This window comes from Mediannikoviicoccus vaginalis, from assembly GCF_928097925.1.
Classification (GTDB): domain Bacteria; phylum Bacillota; class Clostridia; order Tissierellales; family Peptoniphilaceae; genus Mediannikoviicoccus; species Mediannikoviicoccus vaginalis.
The window spans coordinates 1,829,990-1,852,403 of the sequence record NZ_CAKMRI010000001.1; the positions used below are offsets into that span (position 1 = coordinate 1,829,990).

General features: G+C 31.2%; 22 protein-coding genes. 17 read left to right on the plus strand and 5 right to left on the minus strand.

The window, feature by feature from the left end; translation table 11 throughout:
- Positions 1–12: 12 nt before the first annotated feature.
- The 8 genes from rlmD (at position 13) to L6651_RS08660 (ending at position 7,952) form a co-directional block, all read left to right on the plus strand.
- Positions 13–1,344, plus strand: coding sequence for a 23S rRNA (uracil(1939)-C(5))-methyltransferase RlmD (gene rlmD, locus L6651_RS08625; protein ID WP_237037519.1), 1,332 nt, complete (start codon positions 13–15; stop codon positions 1,342–1,344).
- Between the two features lie 287 nt (positions 1,345–1,631).
- On the plus strand, positions 1,632–2,474 hold the full coding sequence (locus tag L6651_RS08630; protein ID WP_237037520.1) for an acyltransferase domain-containing protein: 843 nt from the start codon (positions 1,632–1,634) through the stop codon (positions 2,472–2,474).
- A gap of 509 nt (positions 2,475–2,983) precedes the next feature.
- Positions 2,984–3,142: a hypothetical protein gene (locus tag L6651_RS08635; RefSeq protein WP_237037521.1), complete on the plus strand. Its 159-nt coding sequence runs from the start codon at positions 2,984–2,986 to the stop codon at positions 3,140–3,142.
- Positions 3,143–3,422: 280 nt separating this feature from the next.
- Positions 3,423–3,881 (plus strand): GNAT family N-acetyltransferase, encoded by a 459-nt coding sequence (locus L6651_RS08640; RefSeq protein WP_237037522.1) that lies wholly within the window; start codon positions 3,423–3,425, stop codon positions 3,879–3,881.
- 401 nt (positions 3,882–4,282) lie between these two features.
- Complete coding sequence (locus L6651_RS08645) at positions 4,283–5,581, plus strand: ATP-binding protein (RefSeq protein ID WP_237037523.1); 1,299 nt, start codon at positions 4,283–4,285, stop codon at positions 5,579–5,581.
- A gap of 288 nt (positions 5,582–5,869) precedes the next feature.
- Complete coding sequence (locus tag L6651_RS08650) at positions 5,870–6,337, plus strand: GNAT family N-acetyltransferase (RefSeq protein ID WP_237037524.1); 468 nt, start codon at positions 5,870–5,872, stop codon at positions 6,335–6,337.
- 132 nt (positions 6,338–6,469) lie between these two features.
- Positions 6,470–6,649 carry a hypothetical protein gene (locus tag L6651_RS08655; RefSeq protein ID WP_237037525.1) on the plus strand — a complete coding sequence of 60 codons (180 nt, stop codon included), beginning with the start codon at positions 6,470–6,472 and terminating at the stop codon, positions 6,647–6,649.
- A 553-nt stretch (positions 6,650–7,202) separates the two neighbouring features.
- Positions 7,203–7,952: a nucleoside phosphorylase gene (locus L6651_RS08660; protein WP_237037526.1), complete on the plus strand. Its 750-nt coding sequence runs from the start codon at positions 7,203–7,205 to the stop codon at positions 7,950–7,952.
- A 115-nt stretch (positions 7,953–8,067) separates the two neighbouring features.
- On the opposite strand, the gene L6651_RS08665 is transcribed toward L6651_RS08660, so the two are convergent.
- From L6651_RS08665 to L6651_RS08675, 3 genes are read right to left on the minus strand one after another with little or no spacing between them, the layout of a single operon-like run.
- On the minus strand, positions 8,068–8,772 hold the full coding sequence (locus tag L6651_RS08665; protein WP_237037527.1) for an ABC transporter permease: 705 nt from the start codon (positions 8,770–8,772) through the stop codon (positions 8,068–8,070).
- Between the two features lie 8 nt (positions 8,773–8,780).
- Positions 8,781–9,533: a hypothetical protein gene (locus L6651_RS08670; RefSeq protein WP_237037528.1), complete on the minus strand. Its 753-nt coding sequence runs from the start codon at positions 9,531–9,533 to the stop codon at positions 8,781–8,783.
- A gap of 1 nt (position 9,534) precedes the next feature.
- Positions 9,535–10,428 (minus strand): ABC transporter ATP-binding protein, encoded by an 894-nt coding sequence (locus tag L6651_RS08675; protein ID WP_237037529.1) that lies wholly within the window; start codon positions 10,426–10,428, stop codon positions 9,535–9,537.
- 126 nt (positions 10,429–10,554) lie between these two features.
- On the opposite strand from L6651_RS08675, the gene L6651_RS08680 reads away from it, so the two are divergent.
- Together L6651_RS08680 and L6651_RS08685 are read left to right on the plus strand one after the other, a co-directional pair.
- A complete protein-coding gene (locus tag L6651_RS08680; protein ID WP_237037530.1) occupies positions 10,555–11,250 on the plus strand; it encodes a response regulator transcription factor in 696 nt (231 codons plus the stop codon).
- A 2-nt stretch (positions 11,251–11,252) separates the two neighbouring features.
- Positions 11,253–12,548, plus strand: coding sequence for a sensor histidine kinase (locus L6651_RS08685; RefSeq protein WP_237037531.1), 1,296 nt, complete (start codon positions 11,253–11,255; stop codon positions 12,546–12,548).
- Between the two features lie 139 nt (positions 12,549–12,687).
- Here the strand turns inward: L6651_RS08685 and L6651_RS08690 are convergent, their stop codons facing one another.
- Complete coding sequence (locus tag L6651_RS08690) at positions 12,688–13,095, minus strand: DUF5684 domain-containing protein (protein ID WP_237037532.1); 408 nt, start codon at positions 13,093–13,095, stop codon at positions 12,688–12,690.
- A 285-nt stretch (positions 13,096–13,380) separates the two neighbouring features.
- Entirely contained in the window at positions 13,381–14,382 is a 1,002-nt protein-coding gene (locus L6651_RS08695; RefSeq protein ID WP_237037533.1) for a hypothetical protein, read from the minus strand.
- Positions 14,383–15,021: 639 nt separating this feature from the next.
- Here L6651_RS08695 and L6651_RS08700 point away from each other — a divergent pair.
- The 7 genes from L6651_RS08700 to L6651_RS08730 all read left to right on the plus strand — a co-directional run bounded on the left by L6651_RS08700 (position 15,022) and on the right by L6651_RS08730 (position 22,345).
- Positions 15,022–16,107 carry an alpha/beta hydrolase gene (locus L6651_RS08700; RefSeq protein ID WP_237037534.1) on the plus strand — a complete coding sequence of 362 codons (1,086 nt, stop codon included), beginning with the start codon at positions 15,022–15,024 and terminating at the stop codon, positions 16,105–16,107.
- Positions 16,108–16,190: 83 nt separating this feature from the next.
- Positions 16,191–17,984 (plus strand): serine hydrolase domain-containing protein, encoded by a 1,794-nt coding sequence (locus L6651_RS08705; protein WP_237037535.1) that lies wholly within the window; start codon positions 16,191–16,193, stop codon positions 17,982–17,984.
- Positions 17,985–18,443: 459 nt separating this feature from the next.
- On the plus strand, positions 18,444–19,064 hold the full coding sequence (locus tag L6651_RS08710; protein WP_237037536.1) for an ECF transporter S component: 621 nt from the start codon (positions 18,444–18,446) through the stop codon (positions 19,062–19,064).
- Positions 19,064–19,795 carry an energy-coupling factor transporter transmembrane component T family protein gene (locus L6651_RS08715; RefSeq protein ID WP_237037537.1) on the plus strand — a complete coding sequence of 244 codons (732 nt, stop codon included), beginning with the start codon at positions 19,064–19,066 and terminating at the stop codon, positions 19,793–19,795. The genes L6651_RS08710 and L6651_RS08715 overlap by 1 nt, the downstream gene beginning before the upstream one ends.
- Positions 19,795–20,631, plus strand: a complete 837-nt coding sequence (locus L6651_RS08720; RefSeq protein WP_237037538.1) for an energy-coupling factor ABC transporter ATP-binding protein — start codon at positions 19,795–19,797, stop codon at positions 20,629–20,631. Before L6651_RS08715 ends, L6651_RS08720 begins: the two co-directional genes overlap by 1 nt.
- Positions 20,631–21,446: an energy-coupling factor ABC transporter ATP-binding protein gene (locus L6651_RS08725; protein ID WP_237037539.1), complete on the plus strand. Its 816-nt coding sequence runs from the start codon at positions 20,631–20,633 to the stop codon at positions 21,444–21,446. Before L6651_RS08720 ends, L6651_RS08725 begins: the two co-directional genes overlap by 1 nt.
- A complete protein-coding gene (locus tag L6651_RS08730) occupies positions 21,443–22,345 on the plus strand; it encodes a nucleoside hydrolase (RefSeq protein ID WP_237037540.1) in 903 nt (300 codons plus the stop codon). The genes L6651_RS08725 and L6651_RS08730 overlap by 4 nt, the downstream gene beginning before the upstream one ends.
- Positions 22,346–22,414: the final 69 nt, after the last annotated feature.

Consider the following 22,414-nt stretch of genomic DNA (forward strand, 5'->3'; position numbering starts at 1 on the left):
ATAGGAGAAGAAATGGATATAATTATAGAAAATTTAGAAATAATTGATATTACAGAAGAAGGCAAGGGCGTGGCAAAAGATTCAGGAAGAGTTTACTTTGTTGAAAACGCAAGCCTTGGAGAAGTAATAGATGCGAAAATTACAAAAGAGAAGAAAAATTTCATAGAAGCGGCAAAAACAAGGACTTTAAAACAAAGTCCTTATTTTGTAGAACCAATTTGTCCCTACTTTGAAAACTGCGACGGATGCACAACCATGAACTTGAGCTACGAAAAAGAATTGGAATTAAAAGTTCAAATGGTAAAGGATAAGCTGGAGAGAATTGGGAAGACAAAAGTAGATGACATAGACATAAGTAAATGCCAAAATAGAAAACACTTTAGAAATAAAATTGAACTGAAAGCAAATGCCCAGGGAGAACTTGGATACTATCTTTCAAGAAGCCACAGCCTTGTTAGCATAGACAAATGTATTGTAGCAGGAGAAAACACTAATAAGTTAATACCTGTAATAGAAGAAGAAATAAAAGAGCTTGGACTAAAGGGCTATGACAGAAAGAGTAAAAGTGGAGAAATAAAAAACATAACCATTAGAGAAAATAAGTTAGGAGAGTTACAAATTACATTAACCCTATCAGAACTTAATAAAAAGGTGGAGAAGCTCTTTGAAAAACTAATTGAAGAGAAAAATATAATTGAAATTCACTACTCCATAAATAAAGATCCACGCTCAGAGATAATGAAAAATACTATTTTAGTCCATAGAAAAAGAGAATACAAAGATAGTATTGATAACCTTCAATTTAAAATCTCACCAAGATCCTTCTTTCAAACAAATAGCATTATGACAGGAGAGCTTTATAAAGAAGCAGTTCGTCAAATGAATTTAACAGGAGAAGAAAAACTTCTGGATTTATACTGCGGCATAGGAAGCACAAGCCTATACTTTGCTAATTACGCTAAAGAAGTTATCGGCGTTGAAGTTGTAAAAGATGCAGTAGAAGATGCTGTTTTAAATGCAGAATTAAATGAAATAGACAATGTGAAATTTATCCTCGGAAAGAGTGAAGATAAAATTTCAAAATACTTAAAAGATGTGGACATCTTAGTGGTAGACCCACCGAGAAAGGGCCTGGACAAAAAAGTAATAGAAGAAGTTTCAAAGTCCAACATAGAAAAAATAATGTATATCTCCTGCAACCCAAGCACCTTAGCAAGAGATGTGGCGCTATTTAAAGAAATAGGATTTGAGATTAGGGAAGTGAAATTGGTGGATATGTTTAGTAATAATTTACACGTTGAGACGGTAGCATTAATGAAAAAAGTGGAGACTGAAAACGAATAAATATCAAGAGTAGTGTATTTATGAGCGTTTTTGAGACTAGGTAAAAGCTCAGGAAAGTCCGTATTTCTTATAGGGCATTGAAGACTGCGTGTGTTATTATGTTTTTAGCGGAATTACAAATCGTAAGTTGACGAACTGATAATCAACCTGAATTTTTGATATTCATCGCCTATGGCGCTGTAATAAATACACCTATGAAATGGTGGTTCATTATGAAGAATAATAATTTTGGTGTGTGGAGGACGCACGGTAAATAATCCTCCAAAACTAATTATGGAGGACACAGGATGGTATTAGAAACATTACTTCCTCAATTAGAATTTCAACCTAACATTGAGGATGCAGTAAAGCAAAAAATGATTAAAAGTAGACGGCAAGTTGAAGAAATCGCAGCAACCGCCTACAGTAGCAACGATTTTGATTTTCCGCTATGCAGACGAATGCCACTAACTCGCTTGGTGGTAGTTATATATTTATTGACGCAAAAGTATGCCGAGTATAAAGCCATTGGTGTAACAGATGAAATAATTTTGGATACTTTTAGAGATGTCTCACTGCGGGCAAACTTGTACTATAAACAGCATGGCAAAATTGGCATTTCTAAAGATGATGTTATTTGGTTCCGCCACATTATGAATGTGCACATTTTCAAAGTTGGAGTATTGCAATACCAAACATTCAATATGATTTATTTGGACGAGGAAACCATTGGAGAGCCTTATATGGTGTTTTCACAAGAACAGAAACGGACATTGCCCAATGGAGCGCCTGTGATAAATTGCCATATTCAAAAAGGTGCGAATATTAGCGATAGCTTAGTCGAGAAATCTCTTGACCAAGCAAAGGCGTTTTTCAAGGATTGCTTTTCATCTACAGAGTATAAAGCTTTTCTTTGTTATTCTTGGTTACTCTATCCTCCGATGCTAAACATACTTCCAACGGATTCGAATATCAAGCAATTTGCAAAACACTTTTCTATCATTGGTGCGTGCAACGATTCGGAACAGGCTAAAGAGAATTTATTTGATTACGGCAAGCATAATTTACATTGCAAACCAACAGTTCTACAAAGGATCGCAAAAGAACATAAAGAACTTCTTGGTTATGGGTGTGGAGTAATTATGCTATAGAGTACAGCAAATTCAAGTTTGCAAAGATGCAAATATTGGATAACTTACCAATGACACATGATATCAATGTTATTGCCTCAGGCCACGTTGAAGCCCTAACCCTATTGGTACGAGATTCTCAAAGCGAATTGAAGTAGCAATAGAGGTAGATCTCATGCAAAATTTTATTATCATCAGAGGTATGAAAATTACATTTAGATTCTAGTTTGTTTAGGCGTTATTTTCAAATTAAGGTTGAAAATAGTGCTTGTTTTATTAAATAAAATTATCAAGAGTATTCACAAAGAAAAAAGGTTTAGAAATTCTATCATGGTGATATAAATTAATATTTTGAGTACAAAATCTCCATAGAGGAGATATTAACTCATTAAATAGTTGTAATATCGCTCTAATAGGGATATAATCTATTAATACTAAATACTGCCAAAAGATAAATAGAAGGCTATGAAATAGACTTTATTTGTAAAAAAAATGAGGAGATAATTTATATTCAAGTAAGTTTGAGCTTGATGGATGAAAAGACTAGAGAGCGTGAATTTAGACCTCTTAAAATGATAAAAGATAACTATCCTAAGATTATATTAAGTTTAGATACTCTTGATTTTTCAAAATCAGGTATAAAGAATATTAATGCAGAACAATTTTTGAATGGTGAAATAGATTTATAAGGTACCGATACTAAGAGTCACATACTATTCTTATTAAAAGTTTCAATGGATTTTCCATTATGTCTACTATAGGTGCGTTTAAAGCTCTAACCCTGATTTCGCGTGATTAATACAGTTAATCGATGCGAAAAAGTGGTAGGTTTCATGCATAGCTTTCATAAGAGATACGGCTTGTGTAGCATCGATTGGAAAGAAAGCGAATGCTGAGAGTATAGTATTGATGACAAGAGCAAATTTGCAAAGAGAATTTGAAAGGTATTAGAAATTAATAGGTGAAATAATGAAATACACTTTTGAAAAGCTTAACAAAGATAATTTTAATAAGTATTATGATTATTTATCATTGGCTAGTAAACTGGAACCAGAACTTATGTGTTCCTCTGATATAAATAAAGAAGAACTTTATGAAAGATTGGATGATGAATTAGCAAAAAGAAGCACCTCAATACTTGCTATGTATGAGAGCAAAGTGGTCGGAAGAATAGAATATCATTTTTATTCTTGTTTTCAAGATGGATATAGAATATGCTATGTTGATTGGTTATATGTATTACCAGAGAATAGAAGTAAAGGGGTAGCGAAAAATCTGTTTAATGAAATGACTAAGGACTGTGTTAAAAATAATATTGATGAAATTAGATTAATAAGAGCTACAAATAAAAATGCGAATGGCTTTTACGAAAGTTTTAAATCTGCCAAAATTTGTGAAATGCCATTTTTTATACAACATTTACATTAAAATATTTAGATATTCAGGCAAAAGATTTTTTTTGAAAGTTCTAACCTACTATTAATATTTAAATCTTATAAATATAGAATAACATTGACAGTACCCGACACGCTTCTCTTTATTAAAGAGGACCAAGTCGGGTCTTTTAGTTGCAAAAAATTATCTACGACGTACGTTAACAGCTTGTTCATAAGTTTTTAGAATATAAAGATCTAAATATAGAACAGTGACCAAATACTTGAAGATAAATAGATAAAATGCTTTAACGAAAAAGTATAAAACAGATTTAAAAATATGTCCGATATGGAATTATTTCTAAATAGATTGAATTATATGACCTTACACAGTAAAATATACTTAGATTAAGTTCCAAAACGGAAATAAATCTAAATAGGAAGAGGTGTCTATTTATGGAAATAAAGCGTGATTACTATCTAGATAAATTAATACGGAAAAAAGATAATGGATTTATTAAGATTATTACAGGAATAAGAAGAAGCGGGAAATCTTACTTGCTTAATAATATATTTTATAATCATTTGATCCAAAGTGGCGTTGATGAAAACCATATTATAAAATTTGCCTTTGATTCAGGTAGGGATTTGTTAAAAATTGACGAGGATTTAATGAATTTAGATGTACTAAGTGGTGAAAGATTGGTAGATCCTAAAAAGTTTTTAAACTATATCATGAGTAAAACTAATGATAACGAAAAATTTTATATCCTCTTAGATGAAGTTCAATTGCTTAAATCTTTTGAGCAAGTATTAAATGGATTTTTGCATCAAGATAATTTCGATGTTTATGTTACCGGGAGTAATTCTAAATTCTTATCTAAAGATGTCATTACTGAATTTGCAGGTAGGGGTGATGAGATTCATATTATGCCCCTTGTATTTTCTGAATTTCTTCAGACATTTAATGGCGACAAAGAAGACGCTTTTGCTCAATATCAAGTTTACGGTGGATTACCAGCTGGAGCTTTAATGAAAAGGGATGAAGATAAGATGGATTATCTAAACATGCAACTTGAAAATGTATATTTGCGAGATATTGTTCATAGGTATGACATACGTTTAACTTCTGAACTAGAAGACCTACTTAATATTTTAGCATCAGGTATTTCAAGTCTTACGAATCCAAGTAAAATAGCTTCAACTTTTAAGTCCATAAAAAAATCTAAAATTTCTGCAAATACAATTGATAAATTTATAGGCTATTTTGAAGATTCTTTTATCGTAAAAAGAGTCTATAGATATGATGTTAAAGGGAGAAAATATATAGGCACACCTTATAAAATATACTTTGAAGATGTAGGACTTAGAAATGCAAGATTAAATTTTAGGCAGATAGAACCAACCCACTTAATGGAAAATATTATTTATAACGAATTAAGATATCGTGGCTATATGGTTGATGTAGGAATGGTCATGAAAAGGGAAAGTGTTAATAATAAAGATATAAAGAAGCAGCTGGAAGTTGATTTCATAGCTAACCTAGGAAGTAAAAGATATTATATTCAATCTGCATATAGTCTTCCATCCATAGAAAAAACAAATCAAGAAAAAGCATCCTTGTTAAATATTGATGACTCATTTAAAAAAATTATTATTGTGAGAGATCGAATAAAACCATTTTTAGATGAAAATGGAATACTCACTATTAATTTATTTGACTTTTTGTTAAACAAGGAAAGTTTAGACTTGTGATGAATAACTTAACTTACTAGTTATGGATATATTCCCACATACAAGGATTTTTAGAAATATGAAATTGTGTTCATATTGATCACTCAATCCATGTGGAATCAATATCTTTTATCAAAAAAATCAATAAATAAATTATAAGAATTTTGAAAGAACTTTAGAAGTCTTTTTATGTTAAAATTATCTTTCCTTAATATGAAATTTAATTTTATTTCATAAGGAATTATTATACCCAATTTAAGTAATTATTGAATACGTTTTAAATGAATTTTTAATTTTAAGGAGCAAAAAATGGTTAAGATATATATTCCAAAATATAAAGACCTATGGTTTAGAGAAAGGTTACTATCAGATTCAGATACTATGTCTTATAATAACGCATGGGGAGGAACTATTGATTTTTCGGAATCTAAGTGGCAAAGATGGTATAATTTTTGGATTGAAAAGCCAGAAGGAAAAAGGTTTTATAGATATTTGGTTAATGAAAATAATGAATTTGTTGGAGAGATAGCTTATCATTTGTATGATGAAGAGAATAAATATTTAGCAAGTGTAATTATCTATTCAAAATATCGTGGGATTGGTTATGGACGTGAAGGTTTGAAACTGTTATGCTCTTCAGCAAAAAATAATGGATTAAGAAACTTATATGATAATATAGCTTTGGGAAGTAGCGCTATAAATCTTTTTTTAGAATGTGGATTTACTGAAGAGTATAGAACCAAAGATATAGTTATGCTTAAAATAGATTTAGAGTAAAGACCTAAAACTTACTGGGTCTTATGTATAAATATGATAAGACTATTTTATTTAAGGGTAACTTTCTTTAGAAGACAGATTTGGTACGAATATCTTTAGTTGATTGTATTAAAAATAAAAGAATGAATTAAAATGATAAAAAAGAACTTATGGTTGATATTAGGGGTAGTTGCGTTTATCACACTTATAATGTCAATATATATGTCATATAAAACAGGAAAAACTGAGTATGCATGGATAATTGGCTCTATGCTTTTTGGTATAGGATGTGGAAGTAAATATAATAAGAAGAAGAAAGAAAAAGAAAATTAGAGGAAGTTGTGTGGTTAATAATTGGAATTGGGGTCATAATATTTGCAATTTAAATGTGACGGCAACAATAGAAAATAAAAATGCAGAACAATTTTTAAATGGTAAAATAGATTTATGATACGCCAACACTAAAATTTTTAAGATGTTTTCTGAAAAGTAATAATGGTATTTTATTCATAGTATGATTTTAGGCAAGTGGAAATGGTAGCGTTGTTAACAAGAAAATACACCAAAGGCTTACAGATGAAAGAAGCTAATGATATTATTAAAAATAGGGAGATAATATGAAATTTGACAAAATAATTAGAAAAATTTATTTCTTTTTAATTTTTTATGTTTTATCTAACTTGCTTAGTATAGAAGATGAATTTTTATATAGGCTTTTATATTCTGTGTTGTTAGTATGCACCGGATTTTATTTTTTTGAGAAATCTAAAGAGTAAGTTGATAGTGTAAAAAGTTAGTGATTGAAAAAGTACTTTATTACATGAGATAAAGATATTGAATAGGTTATAAATAATTTGAAGGGTAATAGAAATTAATAGGTTAATTTATGATAATAGACAGTTATGATAAAGACACAGAGCCGGTTATAAGTCTAAAAGACTTTTACGGAGAAAAGAAAAATATTGCAGAAAAATGTTTGATAATATTTTCGAAAAGCATACTAGAATATTTGCTTGATAACTTTGAATGCCAAGAAATTGGTAATATAGAATCTGTAAATGGTTCAAGGCCAGTATATAAAAGTACCTTTGAAGGTCAGGAATTTGCCTTCTATCTTACTATTATTGGTTCAGCTCTTTCATCAACAGATTGTGTAGTAGTTAATTGGATTACAGGTGCAAATAAATTTATTATGTTTGGCTCTTGTGGCAGTCTTGATAAGGAAAAGACTTTTGGAAAGTACATTATACCTACTGAAGCTTATAGGGGTGATGGGGCATCTTATTATTATAAAGCTCCTTCGGATTACATTGATATTAAAAACCATAATAAGGTAGAGGAGTTTTTTATTAGGGAAAAAGCTCCCTACACTAAGGGTAAGGTCTGGACTACAGATGTTATGCTTCGTGAGACTCGTGGACTTGTTTCAAAGAGAAAGTCGGAAGGGTGTATAGCTGTAGAAATGGAGCTTGCAGGCGTTCAAGCAGCTTGCGATTTTTACGGACTTGAACTTTATAACTTTCTTGAAGCAGGAGATGTCTTAAATGAGAGCTCTTATGAAGTTAAAGGACTACATAGCGCAAACCACGATCTTGGGAAGTTGTATTTGGCTTTAAAATTTTTAAAAGAAATATAACATTTGGGAAGTTTAAGTTAATGGTTCTATACAAAAACGGAGTAAATGGTCTTGTTGTCAAAAAATAAAATAAAAAAGGGACTGGCATTTAAATAATTTTGCCGGTCTCTTTTTATTATTTATTTTCGTATTTCAAAAATTTGTTAGAGAGGTATAGGAATATTATTAACTCTATTGCTGCAAAAAGAGTCAGTAAGCCAAAATCATGTGCGTTTATATATCTAAAGTTGTTAGCTTCAATTGCTAAAAAACTTAGTCCTACTATTTTTAAAGACCTAAATGCTGTAGCAAATCCAAATATTGTAAATATGCTAGATAAAAGGACTGTTATACCAAAGGACTTTATTCTTATGGCAAGTGAGCCAAAAATTCCTATGATGGGAAGTGCTAACAATATGCTAATTCCTATATAATAAAAATAGATACTAAAGTCTATGCTTGAAAAATTTCCTATATATTTTCCACCAAGGTAAAAAAGTATTATAAAATATATTTGACAAAGGCAAATTATAATAAAGGCTAAAATTAATTTAGCTATTACAAAGGCCATGTTTTTCTTTGGACTTAATCTTATAAATTTAAGACCAGCTTTATGTTCTGTCTCCCAAAGACTTGCTATGACAATGGCAATTAACGGTATATAGAAAAAGGAAAAATAAAATAAACTTACTTGTGTCCACAGACTTTGCCACTGGTTAGTTAATGTTTCTTTATTGCCCAAATAGTTTATGAGTCCAAATGCATTGGCTAATAAGGGGATTATAAGACTTACTAGCAAAATATTCATAAATTTTATTTTTTTAAATTCTAATTTTAACATTTTTCCTCCTATTCTTTCCACAAGTTGTAAGATTTCATTGCTTTCAAATAAATAATACTTAGTATTAAAAGTGTAATGGCAATGATTAATGTATAGAAATTTATTGGGTTTAATACTTGAACAAACTCATTTCCATCTTTTACATAAGAGATACTCATAAGACTGGACATCCAAGCAAATGGATTTAGATAGGATAAAACTTTTGATGTAAGCATGGTGATTATTCCTGTAAGCCCTCCTACTATAGAAATGAATGAAAGGGTGTAGACTTTTTTTGTCTTCATTTCTATTATCATAAAAATCCCTAGGAAGAATAAATTTATTATTAGAGCTGATATGTTAATTACTCCAAATCTTAAAATTATTTTGCTATTTATATTGAAATTAATAGACCTATTTGCCATCACAAGGAAGACAGTTGCTTCTATTATCTGTAATAAAATTAGTTTTAGAGATAAATTTTTAAACTTATCAAGAAGAATGGAATTGATTTTTTCACCAAGGATTATTTGCATCTGCCACATCTTGTTTTTTTCTTCTATTTCAATCACTTTTTTTACAAGCGATGATATTAATATTGGGTTTATCAGTAAAGATATAAACAAATAAGTGTCTAGGATGTAGGATAGTGGATATTTGCTATTTGAAAAAGATTTTGAAAAGCTAACTCCTGCAACCATTAGCATTTGAGCAAAGAATACTATTATTATTAAGAAGTTTATTCCCAGTCTTTTATATTTTTTTCTTTCTAAGTTTTTCATACTAAGACCTGCTTTCTTCGATAAATAGTTTTTCTAGACTTTCTTTTTCTTCTTCTATTCTATAAATATCTACTTTGCCAGCTAAAAAGTTTACTATATCTGCAATATCTTGATTAGTCATCTTACCTAAAATTATCTTTTTTCCATCTATATTATCTTCACCAAGGTCTAAAAGACTTAAAGTTTTTTTATTGTCCGATGTGAGTAAAGATATATATGGTGGATGTAGTCTTCTATATTCTTCTAGGCTTCCGTTATAAGTTAAATTTCCGTTTTTAAGTATACCTATGTGAGTGGAAATTTTTTCTATTTCATCAAGAATGTGTGAAGAGATTAAGATGCTTGTAGAAGTGTTTTTCACAATATTTTTAAACAAATTTCTCATTTCTTCGATTCCTTGAGGGTCTAATCCATTTATGGGTTCATCTAAAATTAAAAGCTTGGGACTACCTATTACTGCCATGGCTATACCAAGTCTTTGCTTCATTCCAAGTGAATATTCTTTAGCCTTCTTTTTACCTACATTGTTAAGACCGACCAGGTCTAAAGTTTTTAAAATCTCTTCCTTTTTTATTCCCTTCATCTGACATATTATTTCCAAGTTTTCATATCCAGATAGATGGTCATAAAATGAAGGGCTCTCAATTAGAGCGCCAAGATTTTTATTTAAATCTTTTTGGTTATTTGAATTTGTCTCTTGTCCGAAAACTTTTATTTCGCCGTCATCTTTTTTGACAAGACCTAGAATAAGCTTCATAAGGGTGGACTTACCGGCTCCGTTTTTGCCTATTAGTCCATAAATAGACCCTTCTTCAATTTTTAAAGAGTCAATATCTAAAACTCTTCTATTGTTATACGATTTTTTTAAATTTTTTATTTCCAATATTTTTTCCATAATCATTCCTCCTAAAAAATATAATAACCACCATAGATAAAAATAAAATTTACACAAGGTCACTTTTACATCACAAAGGCAAATTAATTAAAAGAGTATTGTATAATAGGGTTTGAGGTTGATTAAATGGATATTAGAAGAGAATTTAGTATATTAATAGTGGATGATGAAAAAAATTTGCTAGAAAATCTATATAATTTTTTAAAGGATAAGGGATTTAATAAAGTTTTTACAGCAAAAAATTTAAAGGAATCTAGGTTTAAATTAGAAAACAATAAAATTGATTTAATAGTTTTGGACTTAATGCTTCCAGATGGAAGTGGTTTTGACTTATTAAAGGAAGTAAGGCAAACTTCTGATATTGCTGTTATTATTTTATCTGCCCTTGATGGAATAGATGACAGGAGAGAGGGTTTTGAAAATAAGGCGGATGACTATATTGTCAAACCATTTTTACCCGACGAACTTCTCTGGAGAATTGATGCGGTTTTAAGAAGAAGTAAAAAGATTAAAAATGAAGAAAAAATAGTTTTGGGAAATGTAATTTTCGACAAATCTAAGGGCGTTCTTGAAAAAAATGGTGAAGAAATCCCATTGACTGCCACACAATTTAAAATTTTAGATTACTTGTCTGAAAATATAAATATGATAGTTTCAATTGACCGAATCTTAGATAATATTTGGGAAGATTCTTATGGCTATGAGAATACATTAATAACACATATATATAGACTTAGAGAAAAGTTAGAAGATAATCCTAGAGATCCTAAAATCTTAATGACTATTAAGGGTCTTGGTTATAAACTGGTTAAAGAGGAATAAAAATGTTTAATTATATTTTAAAAAGGTTTAAAAAAATTATCATTAGAATACTTTCTTTAATGTTTTTTCTAATACTTTTACTCATGATTTTTCTATACTTAAATTACAGGTTAAATGATGAATATCCAAATCCTAATGATATTTATTCATATGTGGAAAAAAATAAAAGTCAAACTTATCTCAATGAAAAAAATAAAGAGTTTTTAAAAGAAAAAGATATTTGGTCAATAAGACTTGATAAAAATGGGAAAGTAATAGAAAGTTTTAATAAGCCTAAAGAAGTTCAAGGCAAATTTGAAATTACAGATGTTGCAAGGTTCACAAGATTTTATTTGGCCGATTATCCTGTATTCACATACATTGTGGGAGATGGTTTAATTATATTTGCCTATCCAAAAAATTCTTTGGATAAATTTCCTGTGAATTACTATAATTATAAGAACTTTATTTTTAACCTAGAACTAGTATTGCTGTTTTTCATCTTGTTTTTAATATTCGTCTATATAATTTACAGGGTTGATGTTAAAAAAATTTTAAAAAACATATTACCATTTCAAAGAGCAATAGATAATCTATATGAAGATGATTATGAAAGGTTAGATGAATATGGTGAGTTAAAAGATCTTGCCATTAGCATAAATAGAGCAAACGAAAAATACAACAATTTAAAAGAGTCTCAAGAAAAGTGGATTAGAGGTGTAAGTCATGATGTGAGAACGCCACTTGCAAAAATTTCATGGGAACTAAGTAAAGAGAATAAAGAAGAATTTGACACCAAAAATATACAAGACCAGGTCATAAAAATTTCAAATATCTTAGAGGGATTAAATCTAACTATATCTCTTTCTAACATAGATAAAGAAAGTTTTAGAGAAGAAAGTCCATTAAAAGTAATACGAAAACTTATTGTAGATAAATTAAATGAAAACCCAGAAAGGGAAATTATTTTTAAAAATAATATAAAAAACCAAAATGTAAAAATAAAAATGGATCCGAATTTATTTTACAGAATGCTTGAAAATATTTTAAAAAATTCATTAATTTATACTGAAGGGAAAATTAGAGTTAAAATTTCAGATTCTGAAGATACATTAAAAATTTCTATTATAGATGAAGGTGGGGGAGTTTCTGAAAATATTATAGAAAAAATTCATAATGAAGATTTGACTAACATTACCACACATGGACTTGGAATTTTTATTTCGAAACAAATTACTGAACTACATGATGGAACTTTTATTATAAAAAATAATCATCAAGGTCTTGAGGTATCTTTTGTTTTTGAACACATGATTTAAAATTGTATTATGCTATAAACTAAAATAAGCAAAGTAAAAACCAGCGACAATGCGCTGGTTTTTGCTTGGGTTGGACTATCCACTTTGGATAGTCATGATTAGAAGGATAATCTAATCGAGAGAGTGATTAATAAAGAAACTATAATGAAAAGTTTTTTTTATTATAGTTGGTAGTTATTACGGGAACTCCCATGTATTTTGCATCGCCAAAACCAAGTATGGCATAGAAGATAGGAGTTAATAATATCAGTCCTGCAACAAAACCTCCGCCTTTTCCAAAGGACTTTGCTAGTTTGATTTGGGTTTTGATAAGTATAATGATGTTTACAATTGGTATAAGTAGTAGAAGGAATTTCATTCCGCTTCCCCATGTGATTTTAAATAGCACATATAGATTGTAAAGTGGAATTATAGCTGCCCATCCAGGCTCTCCTGCTTTGGTGAACATCTTCCACATACCAATAACTAATACAATTGCTACTACAACACTACATACAATACTGAGGGTACCACCTGCGCTTGAGGTTAATTCTTTAAAATTATCCATAATATACTCCTTTCGTTTTTATTTGCCATGTAAAATTTTTAAGATGGCTTAATTTATTTATAGAAACAATCAGCTTTTAATACTTAGATAGCTTATGTTGTCTATCGTGATATTGCTTAAAGCTCCTCCCAAATGTTACTTGAAAATTTTTTGTTTTTTGTATTTAAAATGGTTTTACCTTCAATTTACTTACTCTTCGTTTTGTTCTAGAAATTCTGCATTTTCTATAATGGTAGAAACCATGTCGATAATCTTTTGTTTGTTATTTTCGTCAGCTTTGTCAGCTTAGTTATCGCTTTCTATAGAGGTGAACATATCGAACACAGCTCGTTCGCCAGTTTCACCAGTGCCACATTCTACGGTTATCTGATCTTTTATATTTTCAAAATTGAATCGCATTGCTGCTCTATAACCTGCAATTTCAATTTCTTCAAAGTCGCCTTCATTTACAGTAGGATCTGGTCCAAAATAGGCTTCATCCATGTAATCTACACCGTCATTTTCTTCAGGGTCATAAATGAAATCGCTGAAGAGGTCAGCTTTGTAAAGGATATCTTGCTTTTCTGGATCTTGATATTCAAATTTTACATATACTGTTTTATTTCCTGCATAACTTTCAGCCTTTATTACTCCGTTTTCATAAGGTATTTCAAATGGCCATTTTACTACAAAGCTTCCTGCATAGGCTGCATCTGAATGGTCTGGTCTGCCTTCATAATTTTTGTTGTATTTGAAGCTGTTTATAACTGTATTTTCTATTTTTTCTAGCAGTTCGGCATCGCCCTTTTGTCCATCTTCCAGAATTCCATTTGGCATTATATATATCTCTGCTACATAGTAGCCATCTAGATAATCATCGAGGCAAGTTCCATAGGTGATATAATTGTCGTCGTGTTGATATCTTGCCCATTTAATTCCATTCTTTGCTTCCACCACGGTTTCGTTTTCGTCGGTAGGTTCTTCTCCATCAATAAGAACATCTTTATATATGGATGAACCTACAGTAACTGCTCCGTTGACAGTCCAGCTGTTTTTAGCGTCTAAATCCTTACCCTGGGGATAAATTGTATGACTTACCGTTGTTCCGCCACCATCAAAGTCTGACATTTCCCAATCTTTTTCAGTGCCAGGCAAGTTAAAACTAATTTCCATTCCGATTCTGTCGTTTCTAATTGTAAATTCTGTAACCTCATCAGATTTGCCGCCGCATGAGGAGAGTGTTACCATAATCGTTGTTGTTAAAATAAATGCAATAGCTTTTTTAAATGTAGAAAAATGTTTTTTCATGTCAAACCTTCCTTTCTTTTATTAATAAATTGGTTTAATGATGATGCCTTTCTTTTAGCTTAAATAAATTATAGCAACGATATCACTTTCCCACATCACTCTAAAGTATGATATTTGAAAAATTTTTTAAGTTTTTTACAAAAAAAATCATGCAGATTGAAATAGATTGTTAAATAGGGCTTCAACTAAAAGTTTTTTTGGTAGATTATTTTCGTGTTTCAGTAAAATCTAATTATAAAAACTTAAAGAAAATTTCTTGAAAAAACGGGGATAATGCACTAATCTTAATGTGAGGATATATTAAATAATAAAGTAAAAGGAGATTAAAGGTATTGATACTAAAAAAGAGTCATAAAAGTCTTTTATGAAAACTCAAAGGAGGTATGACTGTCAAAAAAGTAAGAAGAAGAAAAAAGTTAAGTAATAAAAGAAAGATACTTATTTTATGTATCATAATACTATTGTTATTTCCATTTCCAATAGGAAATAGGCAGGGTGTAGTGTCTTCCTACAAAGCGGTTTTGTATTCCTACACCACATATCGAGTAGTAGGCAAGGATGATTCCTATCACACTACTAGAGAGTTTTTAGTTTTCCCTTTTAACTTATTTAGATAAAAGGCAGGAGTTGCAAAATATCATGAAGAAATCTAAAAGAAAAATAGTACAAATTGTTTTGATAACTATATTTGTGATAATTATAGGTGCACTGTGGTTTTTGTCAGCATCTATTTATAATGATAATATCAATAAGCGTTTTGAAAGTTACAAACCGCTAATGTATAGGACCCAAGACTTTGAAGAATTGAATTGCTCCAAGTATGAGTTTCCTTCAGATAAAGGGCAAATGCTTATGGGATCACTATATAGTGCAGGAGAAAATCAAAAAGGAATAATTATTGTGGCACATGGTTTTGGTGGAGGTGGCCATAATTCGTATATGGACTGCATAAATTACTTTGCAAAAAATGGATACTATGTATTTGCCTACGACGCCACCGGAAATGATGAGAGTGAGGGAGAAGGCGTAGGTGGATTTCCACAAGGAGTGATTGACTTAGACCATGCTATTTCATTTGTGGAGGATAGCGAAATTTTACCGAATTTACCAATGGGACTGTTTGGACATAGTTGGGGTGGTTACAGTGTTTCCAGTGTACTTTCATATCACCCTGAAGTTAAAGCAGTTATCGCATGTTGTGGCACCAATAGTTCCTCTGATATCTTTAAAGCGGGAGGAAGAGAACAGGCGGGAGATTTTATTAATGTTCTGATGCCATTTGTAAAAGTCCATGAGTTTATGAAGTTTGGGAAGTATGCTTTGAACACAGCAATGGACGGTTTTGAAAGTAGTGATGCAAAAATTTTGATTGCCCATAGTGAAGATGACGATATGGTTCCCATAGAATATGGATACGATCTATTCTATGAGAAGTATAAAGACGACAAAAGATTTACATTTTTACACTTCACTGACAGGGGTCATAGTGATTTCTTCATTGATGGCAAAAATACTTACAAAGAGGAATTCAATTCTCTATTTGATAAATGGGAAAAGTCCCTTGACTATGATTACAAAGTGGAGGAAAACAAGAAGCGTTTTATGAAGGAAAAGGCAGAGTTTATCGAAAAAAATCTAGATAGAAAAAGTTGGAGTGAGAGACTGGATGTAGAACTGTTTGAACAGTTTGTGGACTTTTATGATGAGGCTATGACCTTAAATTAAAATTTACTTTAGTTTAATCATTATTTAACATGAAAATGAAACAAGTGTGTTACTATACTATAAAAGTATTGCGGAGGCGTATGATGAAAAGTTTAAAAGGGACATTTAGCAAAGTACTAGTATTCTTTATGTTGATTAGTATCATTAGTCAGATTACTATAGCTGAGGCTGCTGAAAAGACTTTGCCTTCAGGACTAAAGTATAGTGAATTACCTAGGGCAATGGAAGATTATGTGAAAGAACATAGTGACACGACTTGTGGAATGAATGTTATTGTTTATGATAGTGATGAAACAATTTATGAAAACTCATTTGGTTATGTGGATAAAGAAGCAAAACTAAAATCAGAGTCAAATTCTGTATATGAATGGGGTTCAATATCCAAACTGTTTATATGGGTAAGTGTTATGCAGCTTTATGAACAGGATAAAATTGATTTAAATGAAGATATAAAAAATTATTTGCCTGATGATTTTCTTAAGAATTTGAGTTTTGAAAAACCAATAACTATGCTAGATCTTATGAATCATAAAGCTGGTTTTCAAGATACATATTTTATTCAAACGCCAAATGCCTCTGACATAAAAAGTCTTGAGGAAGCCATTCGAGTAAGACAGCCAAAGCAAGCATATGAACCAGGGGAGCATACGGCTTATTCAAACTGGTCAGCGGCACTTGCAGCATTTATTGTACAAAGAATTTCTGGAATGGATTATGTGGACTATGTGCATAAGAACATTTTTGAACCACTAAATATGAAGCATAGCTCTATAAGTCCAATATATGCGGACAATGATTGGGTAAGGGAACAAAGGCTTAAGTTAAAGTGTTATGACAATGAAGGTGAGATTATTGATGGTGTGGGTATGTACTATATTCATCTTTATCCCGCAGGAAGTGCAGCTGGAACTATAAATGATTTAAAAGCTTTTGCTCAAGCAATTACGCCTAATAAAAAACATCCATCACCACTATTTATAAAGCAAAGTACTCTAGAAGAAATTTACAAAGCCACAAGTTTTTATGGATCCACAAAGATCCCAAAGAATTATCATGGTTTCTTTTCAAGTCAATATGGTGTAGAAACAATTGGTCACGGAGGAAACACTTTTGGATGTTCAGCCATGTTACAATTCGATCCCAAAAGTGGAGTTGGAATGGTAGTTTTGACAAATCAAGCCCATGAAACCATTTACAACTACGAGATGTATGAACTTGTTTATGGGAAATTCAAAGACTCTAAGCTTGCTCAAATCAAAAGGGAAGTACCAAGTGGTCTCATTCTAAATTCACGTGGAATACTAAAAGGTCCGCTGTCATTTTTGGGAGCCATGGGGGTCAGTTCCTACAGCGAAGAAGATTTAGAGAATTGGTGGTATGAGGAAGATGGAGTTGTTGAGACGCAGTTTTCAGACTTTATTACATCTACACCAAAGGCTATAACAAATGTACTGTGCATGTTGTTTTTTATAATTGCGGGAATCTATGGAATAGTTAAACTTATTGTTGGTGGTTTTATTATTGATGTAATAAAAAATAAGAGTGTAGGATTAAAAACAAAACCTATTCGTAAGTATTCCTATATTTTATCTGCATTAATGGCATTAACATTAATAAATTTAGTAATAATTTTTATGCGCCTTAATAAGGGATATAGAACAGGAGATATTGGTAGCATAGAATCCTATATAATTCAAAGCGTGGTATTTACTATCTTATTGATACTTATGGCTATTTCCATTTTTGTGGGGATGAAAAAATATTACAAGGACTCAACAAAGAAAGAAAAGCATAAGTTTTTTATTACAAGTCTTTTTGCCATAACACAGTGCTTTGTGATTTTAAGTTTTGAAATGTATAAGTTTTGGGGATTTTAAAACATCATGAAAAGAAAAATAATTAAAATACTACAAATTATCAGAGGATTACTTTAATAAGGTTATAGCACCAAAAAAAGAATTATATATAATGAATAATACAACACACGCACTTATGATATCAAAATCACAAGAGTTTTCAGATATACTTCACGATATTAACAAAAAATTTAAAAGATAGAATTACGAGGGGAAATTTACGGAATCTTCAATTATAGAAAATGAAAAAATAAAAAAAGCAGTTGAAGAAGAGATAGAAGAAGAGATACATGAAGAAACAAAAAGGAATAGAGAATAGAAAAGAGAGCGAAAAAATAATTAAAGAAAGCTGTTGGAGATAAAAGTCTTCAACAGTTTTTTGTTTAAAATTTATTAATCATAAAAACGATATTATATTAATTTAAATTATGATAAGATTAAATTGGCGAGATATTCGCATAAAAATTTTAGGAGGGAATTATGAAAGCAAAATCGAAAACTAGCTATAATTTATCGGTTATTTTACTTATACCCCTTGGTATAGCAATTAATTTTGTAGGTGCAAACTTAAATGCCGCTTTAAAACTACCAGTGTATTTGGATGCAATAGGAACTGTTTTCACTGGTGTACTATGTGGGCCTTGGATAGGTTTTCTTACAGGTGTGGTAACGAATATCGTTACATCTGTTACTAATCCAACTCAGCTACCGTACTTAATTGTAAGTGGTGCCATTGGTATAATTGCAGGTATTTGTGGTAAAAAGGGAATGTTACAAACGCCTGTCAAAACATTAATTGTAGGAATTATGATCTGGTTAGTGGCCATGATAACTTCTGCGCCAATTACAGTTATCGTATTTGGTGGAGTTACGGGAGCCAGTGGAGCAAGTGCAATTACAACATTTTTAGTTGCCACTGGAAAGGGGCTATGGCAGTCAGTAATTAGTTCAGTTCTTCTTACAGAGACATTGGACAAGTTCTTAACTGTATTTGCAGTGTACTTTTTAATAAAGTCTATTCCAAACAGAAATCTTTTAAGATATCCTAATGGAATCATGTATATAAAAGAGAAGAAGAATAAATATGTGAGAGGTGCATAATGATTTCTAAAGTTTTTCCAACGACAAAATTATTTATTGTTATAGTTACATCTATAATTGCATTGGTTTTACCATGGCAATTTGCATATCTATTTGTGCTTCCACTTTGTTTGATACTTGCACTAATGGATAAAAAGTTCAAACCATATGCAAAGAAGCTTTCAATCACTCTATTATTTGTACTACTTATAATGTTTTTATTCCAATTATTCATAGACGAATCGGAAGAGTTTGTTTATTTAGATTTAGGATTTATTAGAGTAACCTTAGGTGGAATAATAAATGGACTTGAACAAACAAAATTTATTTTGACACTTATAACATTATTCTTACTATTTTTTGAAACAACGGACATTGAAGATTTGATGATAGCACTTCAACAAAAGCGAGTTAGCCATGTAACTAGTTATGTAATGATGGCTACAATGACCATGATTCCTGAAATGATAGACAAGAGTTCAAAAATAATGAAGGCTCAAGAGGCCAGGGGAATTGAAACAAAAGGCTCACTAAGAAACAGGACAAAGGCCTTCTTCCCATCCCTTGGACCACTTATTATATCTTCACTTTCTGAAATTGATGAAAAGACAATTACATTAGAAGCACGTGGATTTTCTTCGGAAAATGAAAAGACTTGCTTAAAAGAAATAAAAAAGACCACAACAGACAGAATTATTTTTTATGTATATATAGCATTAGTTGTGCTTGCATTGGTGTGGAGGTTTAAATAATGATAGAACTTAAAAATATTTCATTTAAATACGAACTTCAAGAAGAAAAAACTCTAAAGGATTTGAACCTTCATGTTAGAGAAGGAGAGTTTATTGGAGTTATTGGAAAAAATGGTGCTGGCAAGACCACTTTGTGTAACATTATCAGAGGGATAATTCCAGACTTTATCCAAGGAGAAATCTCGGGAGATATTTTAATTGACTCAAAAAATATTAATCATATTGAACGTGGCGAGATGGCTGAGCTAGTTGGGTTTGTATTCCAAAATCCATTTAGTCAAATCTCTGGAATTAAAAAGACTGTTTTTGAAGAGATAGCCTATGGCTTGGAAAACTTAGGCGTTGAAAGAGAAGAGATGAAAAGAAGGGTAAAGGATGTTATCCAATTACTAAAGATAGAAGACCTTCAAGACAAAAATCCTCTTGAGTTATCCGGTGGACAATCACAAAGGGTTGCCATTGCGTCAATTATCGTTATGAATCCAAAGATTTTAATATTTGACGAACCAACTAGTCAGCTTGATCCACTGGGAACGGAAGAGATATTCGACATTTTAAAACTTCTAAAATCTCAAAACAAAACAATAATTCTAGTTGAACACAAAATCGACTTAATATCAGAATATGCTGATAGAGTTGTTGTAATGGATGAAGGTGAAATTGTATTTGATGGAGAGACCCACGAAGTACTATCAAATAAAAAAATCGAAGATCACAATGTATCCATGCCAATAGTTTCCAAGCTCGCATACAGTTTAAACGAAGAAAGAGCCGGATTTTTCAAAAATATTCCTATTACCTTAGAGGAATGTAAAAGAGAATTGGAGGACAATTAATGGGCAAATTAGAATTTAAAAATATTAATTTTAGCTATCCAAATGGTTACAAGGCCATAAATGATTTGAGTTTGACTATAGATTCTGGAGAAAAAGTTGCCATTGTTGGACAAAATGGTGCTGGGAAGTCCACATTTGCTAAACTTATGAATGGATTACTAAGGCCAAGCTCTGGTGAAATTCTATTAGATGGCAAAAGCACAAAAGATATGACCACAGCTCAAATCTCCAGAAGAGTTGGCTATGTGTTCCAAAATCCCAACGACCAAATCTTTAACTCTACGGTTTATGATGAAGTTGCATTTTCACTAAGGGCCTTAAAGGTGGAAGAAGATGAACTAGATAGACGTGTAAGAAAGGCTTGCGAAATCTGTGAGCTTTCAGAACTTTTAGACGACCATCCATATGATCTTCCATTTTCAACTAGAAAGTTCATTACAATTGCGATTACAATTGCAAACAATTGCGATGTGTTCATATTTGACGAACCAACAGCGGGGCAAGACGCATATTCTATTAGCTGTTTAAAAAGAGTTATTGACCATTTACATGGCTTAAACAAAACCATAATTACAATAACCCACGACATGGAGTTTGTTGTGGAAAACTTTGACAGAGTTATAGTTATGTCCAACAAAGAAATAATAATGGATGGGGATAAAAAAGAAGTCTTTGATGAAGATGAAGTGCTACAAAAAGCCTACATCCAACCACCGGTTATAAAAAGACTTTGCAACTCCATTTCATTAAACGAGAAGTTGTTATTAGTAGATGACTTTGTAGACTATGTGAAGAAGATGGAGGGAAAAAAATGATTAATTGTATATTGGATTTTGACCCAGGAGTTGATGATGCAGCTGCATTATTTGTAATGAAGAAGGCAAAAAACCTAAATCTACTTGCCCTTTCATCAGTAAATGGAAATGTGTCTTTGGACCATACAACAAGAAATATGCAGTGTCTTGCAAAACTTTTAGATATAGACGTTCCAATGGCAAAGGGACAAGAGGTGCCATTAGTAAGAGAGCCTTTCTTTGCAACGGTTCATGGCAATGACGGAATGGCAGGCTTTAGACATATGATTGAGTCAGATGACGTTAAGGAACTTACAAGTGAAAACTCAGTTATAATGATGCATGAGATTATTCAAAACTCTAAGGAAAAAATTACAATAATTGCAGTGGGACCACTTACAAATATTGCATTACTGTTAAAAACTTTTCCAGAAGACAAGGAAAAAATTGAACAGATTAGCATTATGGGTGGATCAATCACCTCAGGCAATGTAACAAGCCTAAGCGAATTTAATTTCTATGTGGATCCAGAAGCTGCAAAGATTGTTTTCGAAAGTGGAGTAGATATTATAATGGCAGGGCTTAATATAACGGAAAAAGCAAACATAACAAGAGAACAGATTATGCTATTAGATACAATTGAAAATAGAAAATCAAAATTTGCACATAGAATACTAGACTACTATCTATCAAATGACTCGGGAATTCACGACCCATGTTCCGTAATCGTATTAGACGACCCGGAAGTTTTTGAAATGGAAGACATGTATATTAAAATAGATGTACAAAATGACGAAACAAGGGGAATGAGCTACAGAGACTTGCGTAAGGAAAGAAATGGTCACTACAACTGTAAAGTAATTACCGAAATAGACATAGAAAAGTTTAGAAAAATATTAATGGATGCATTTACAGAATAAAAAACTGTTGGCGATATGGAAATATATTGCCAACAGTTTTTTTGTGGAGACTTTATACCAATTCTTTAA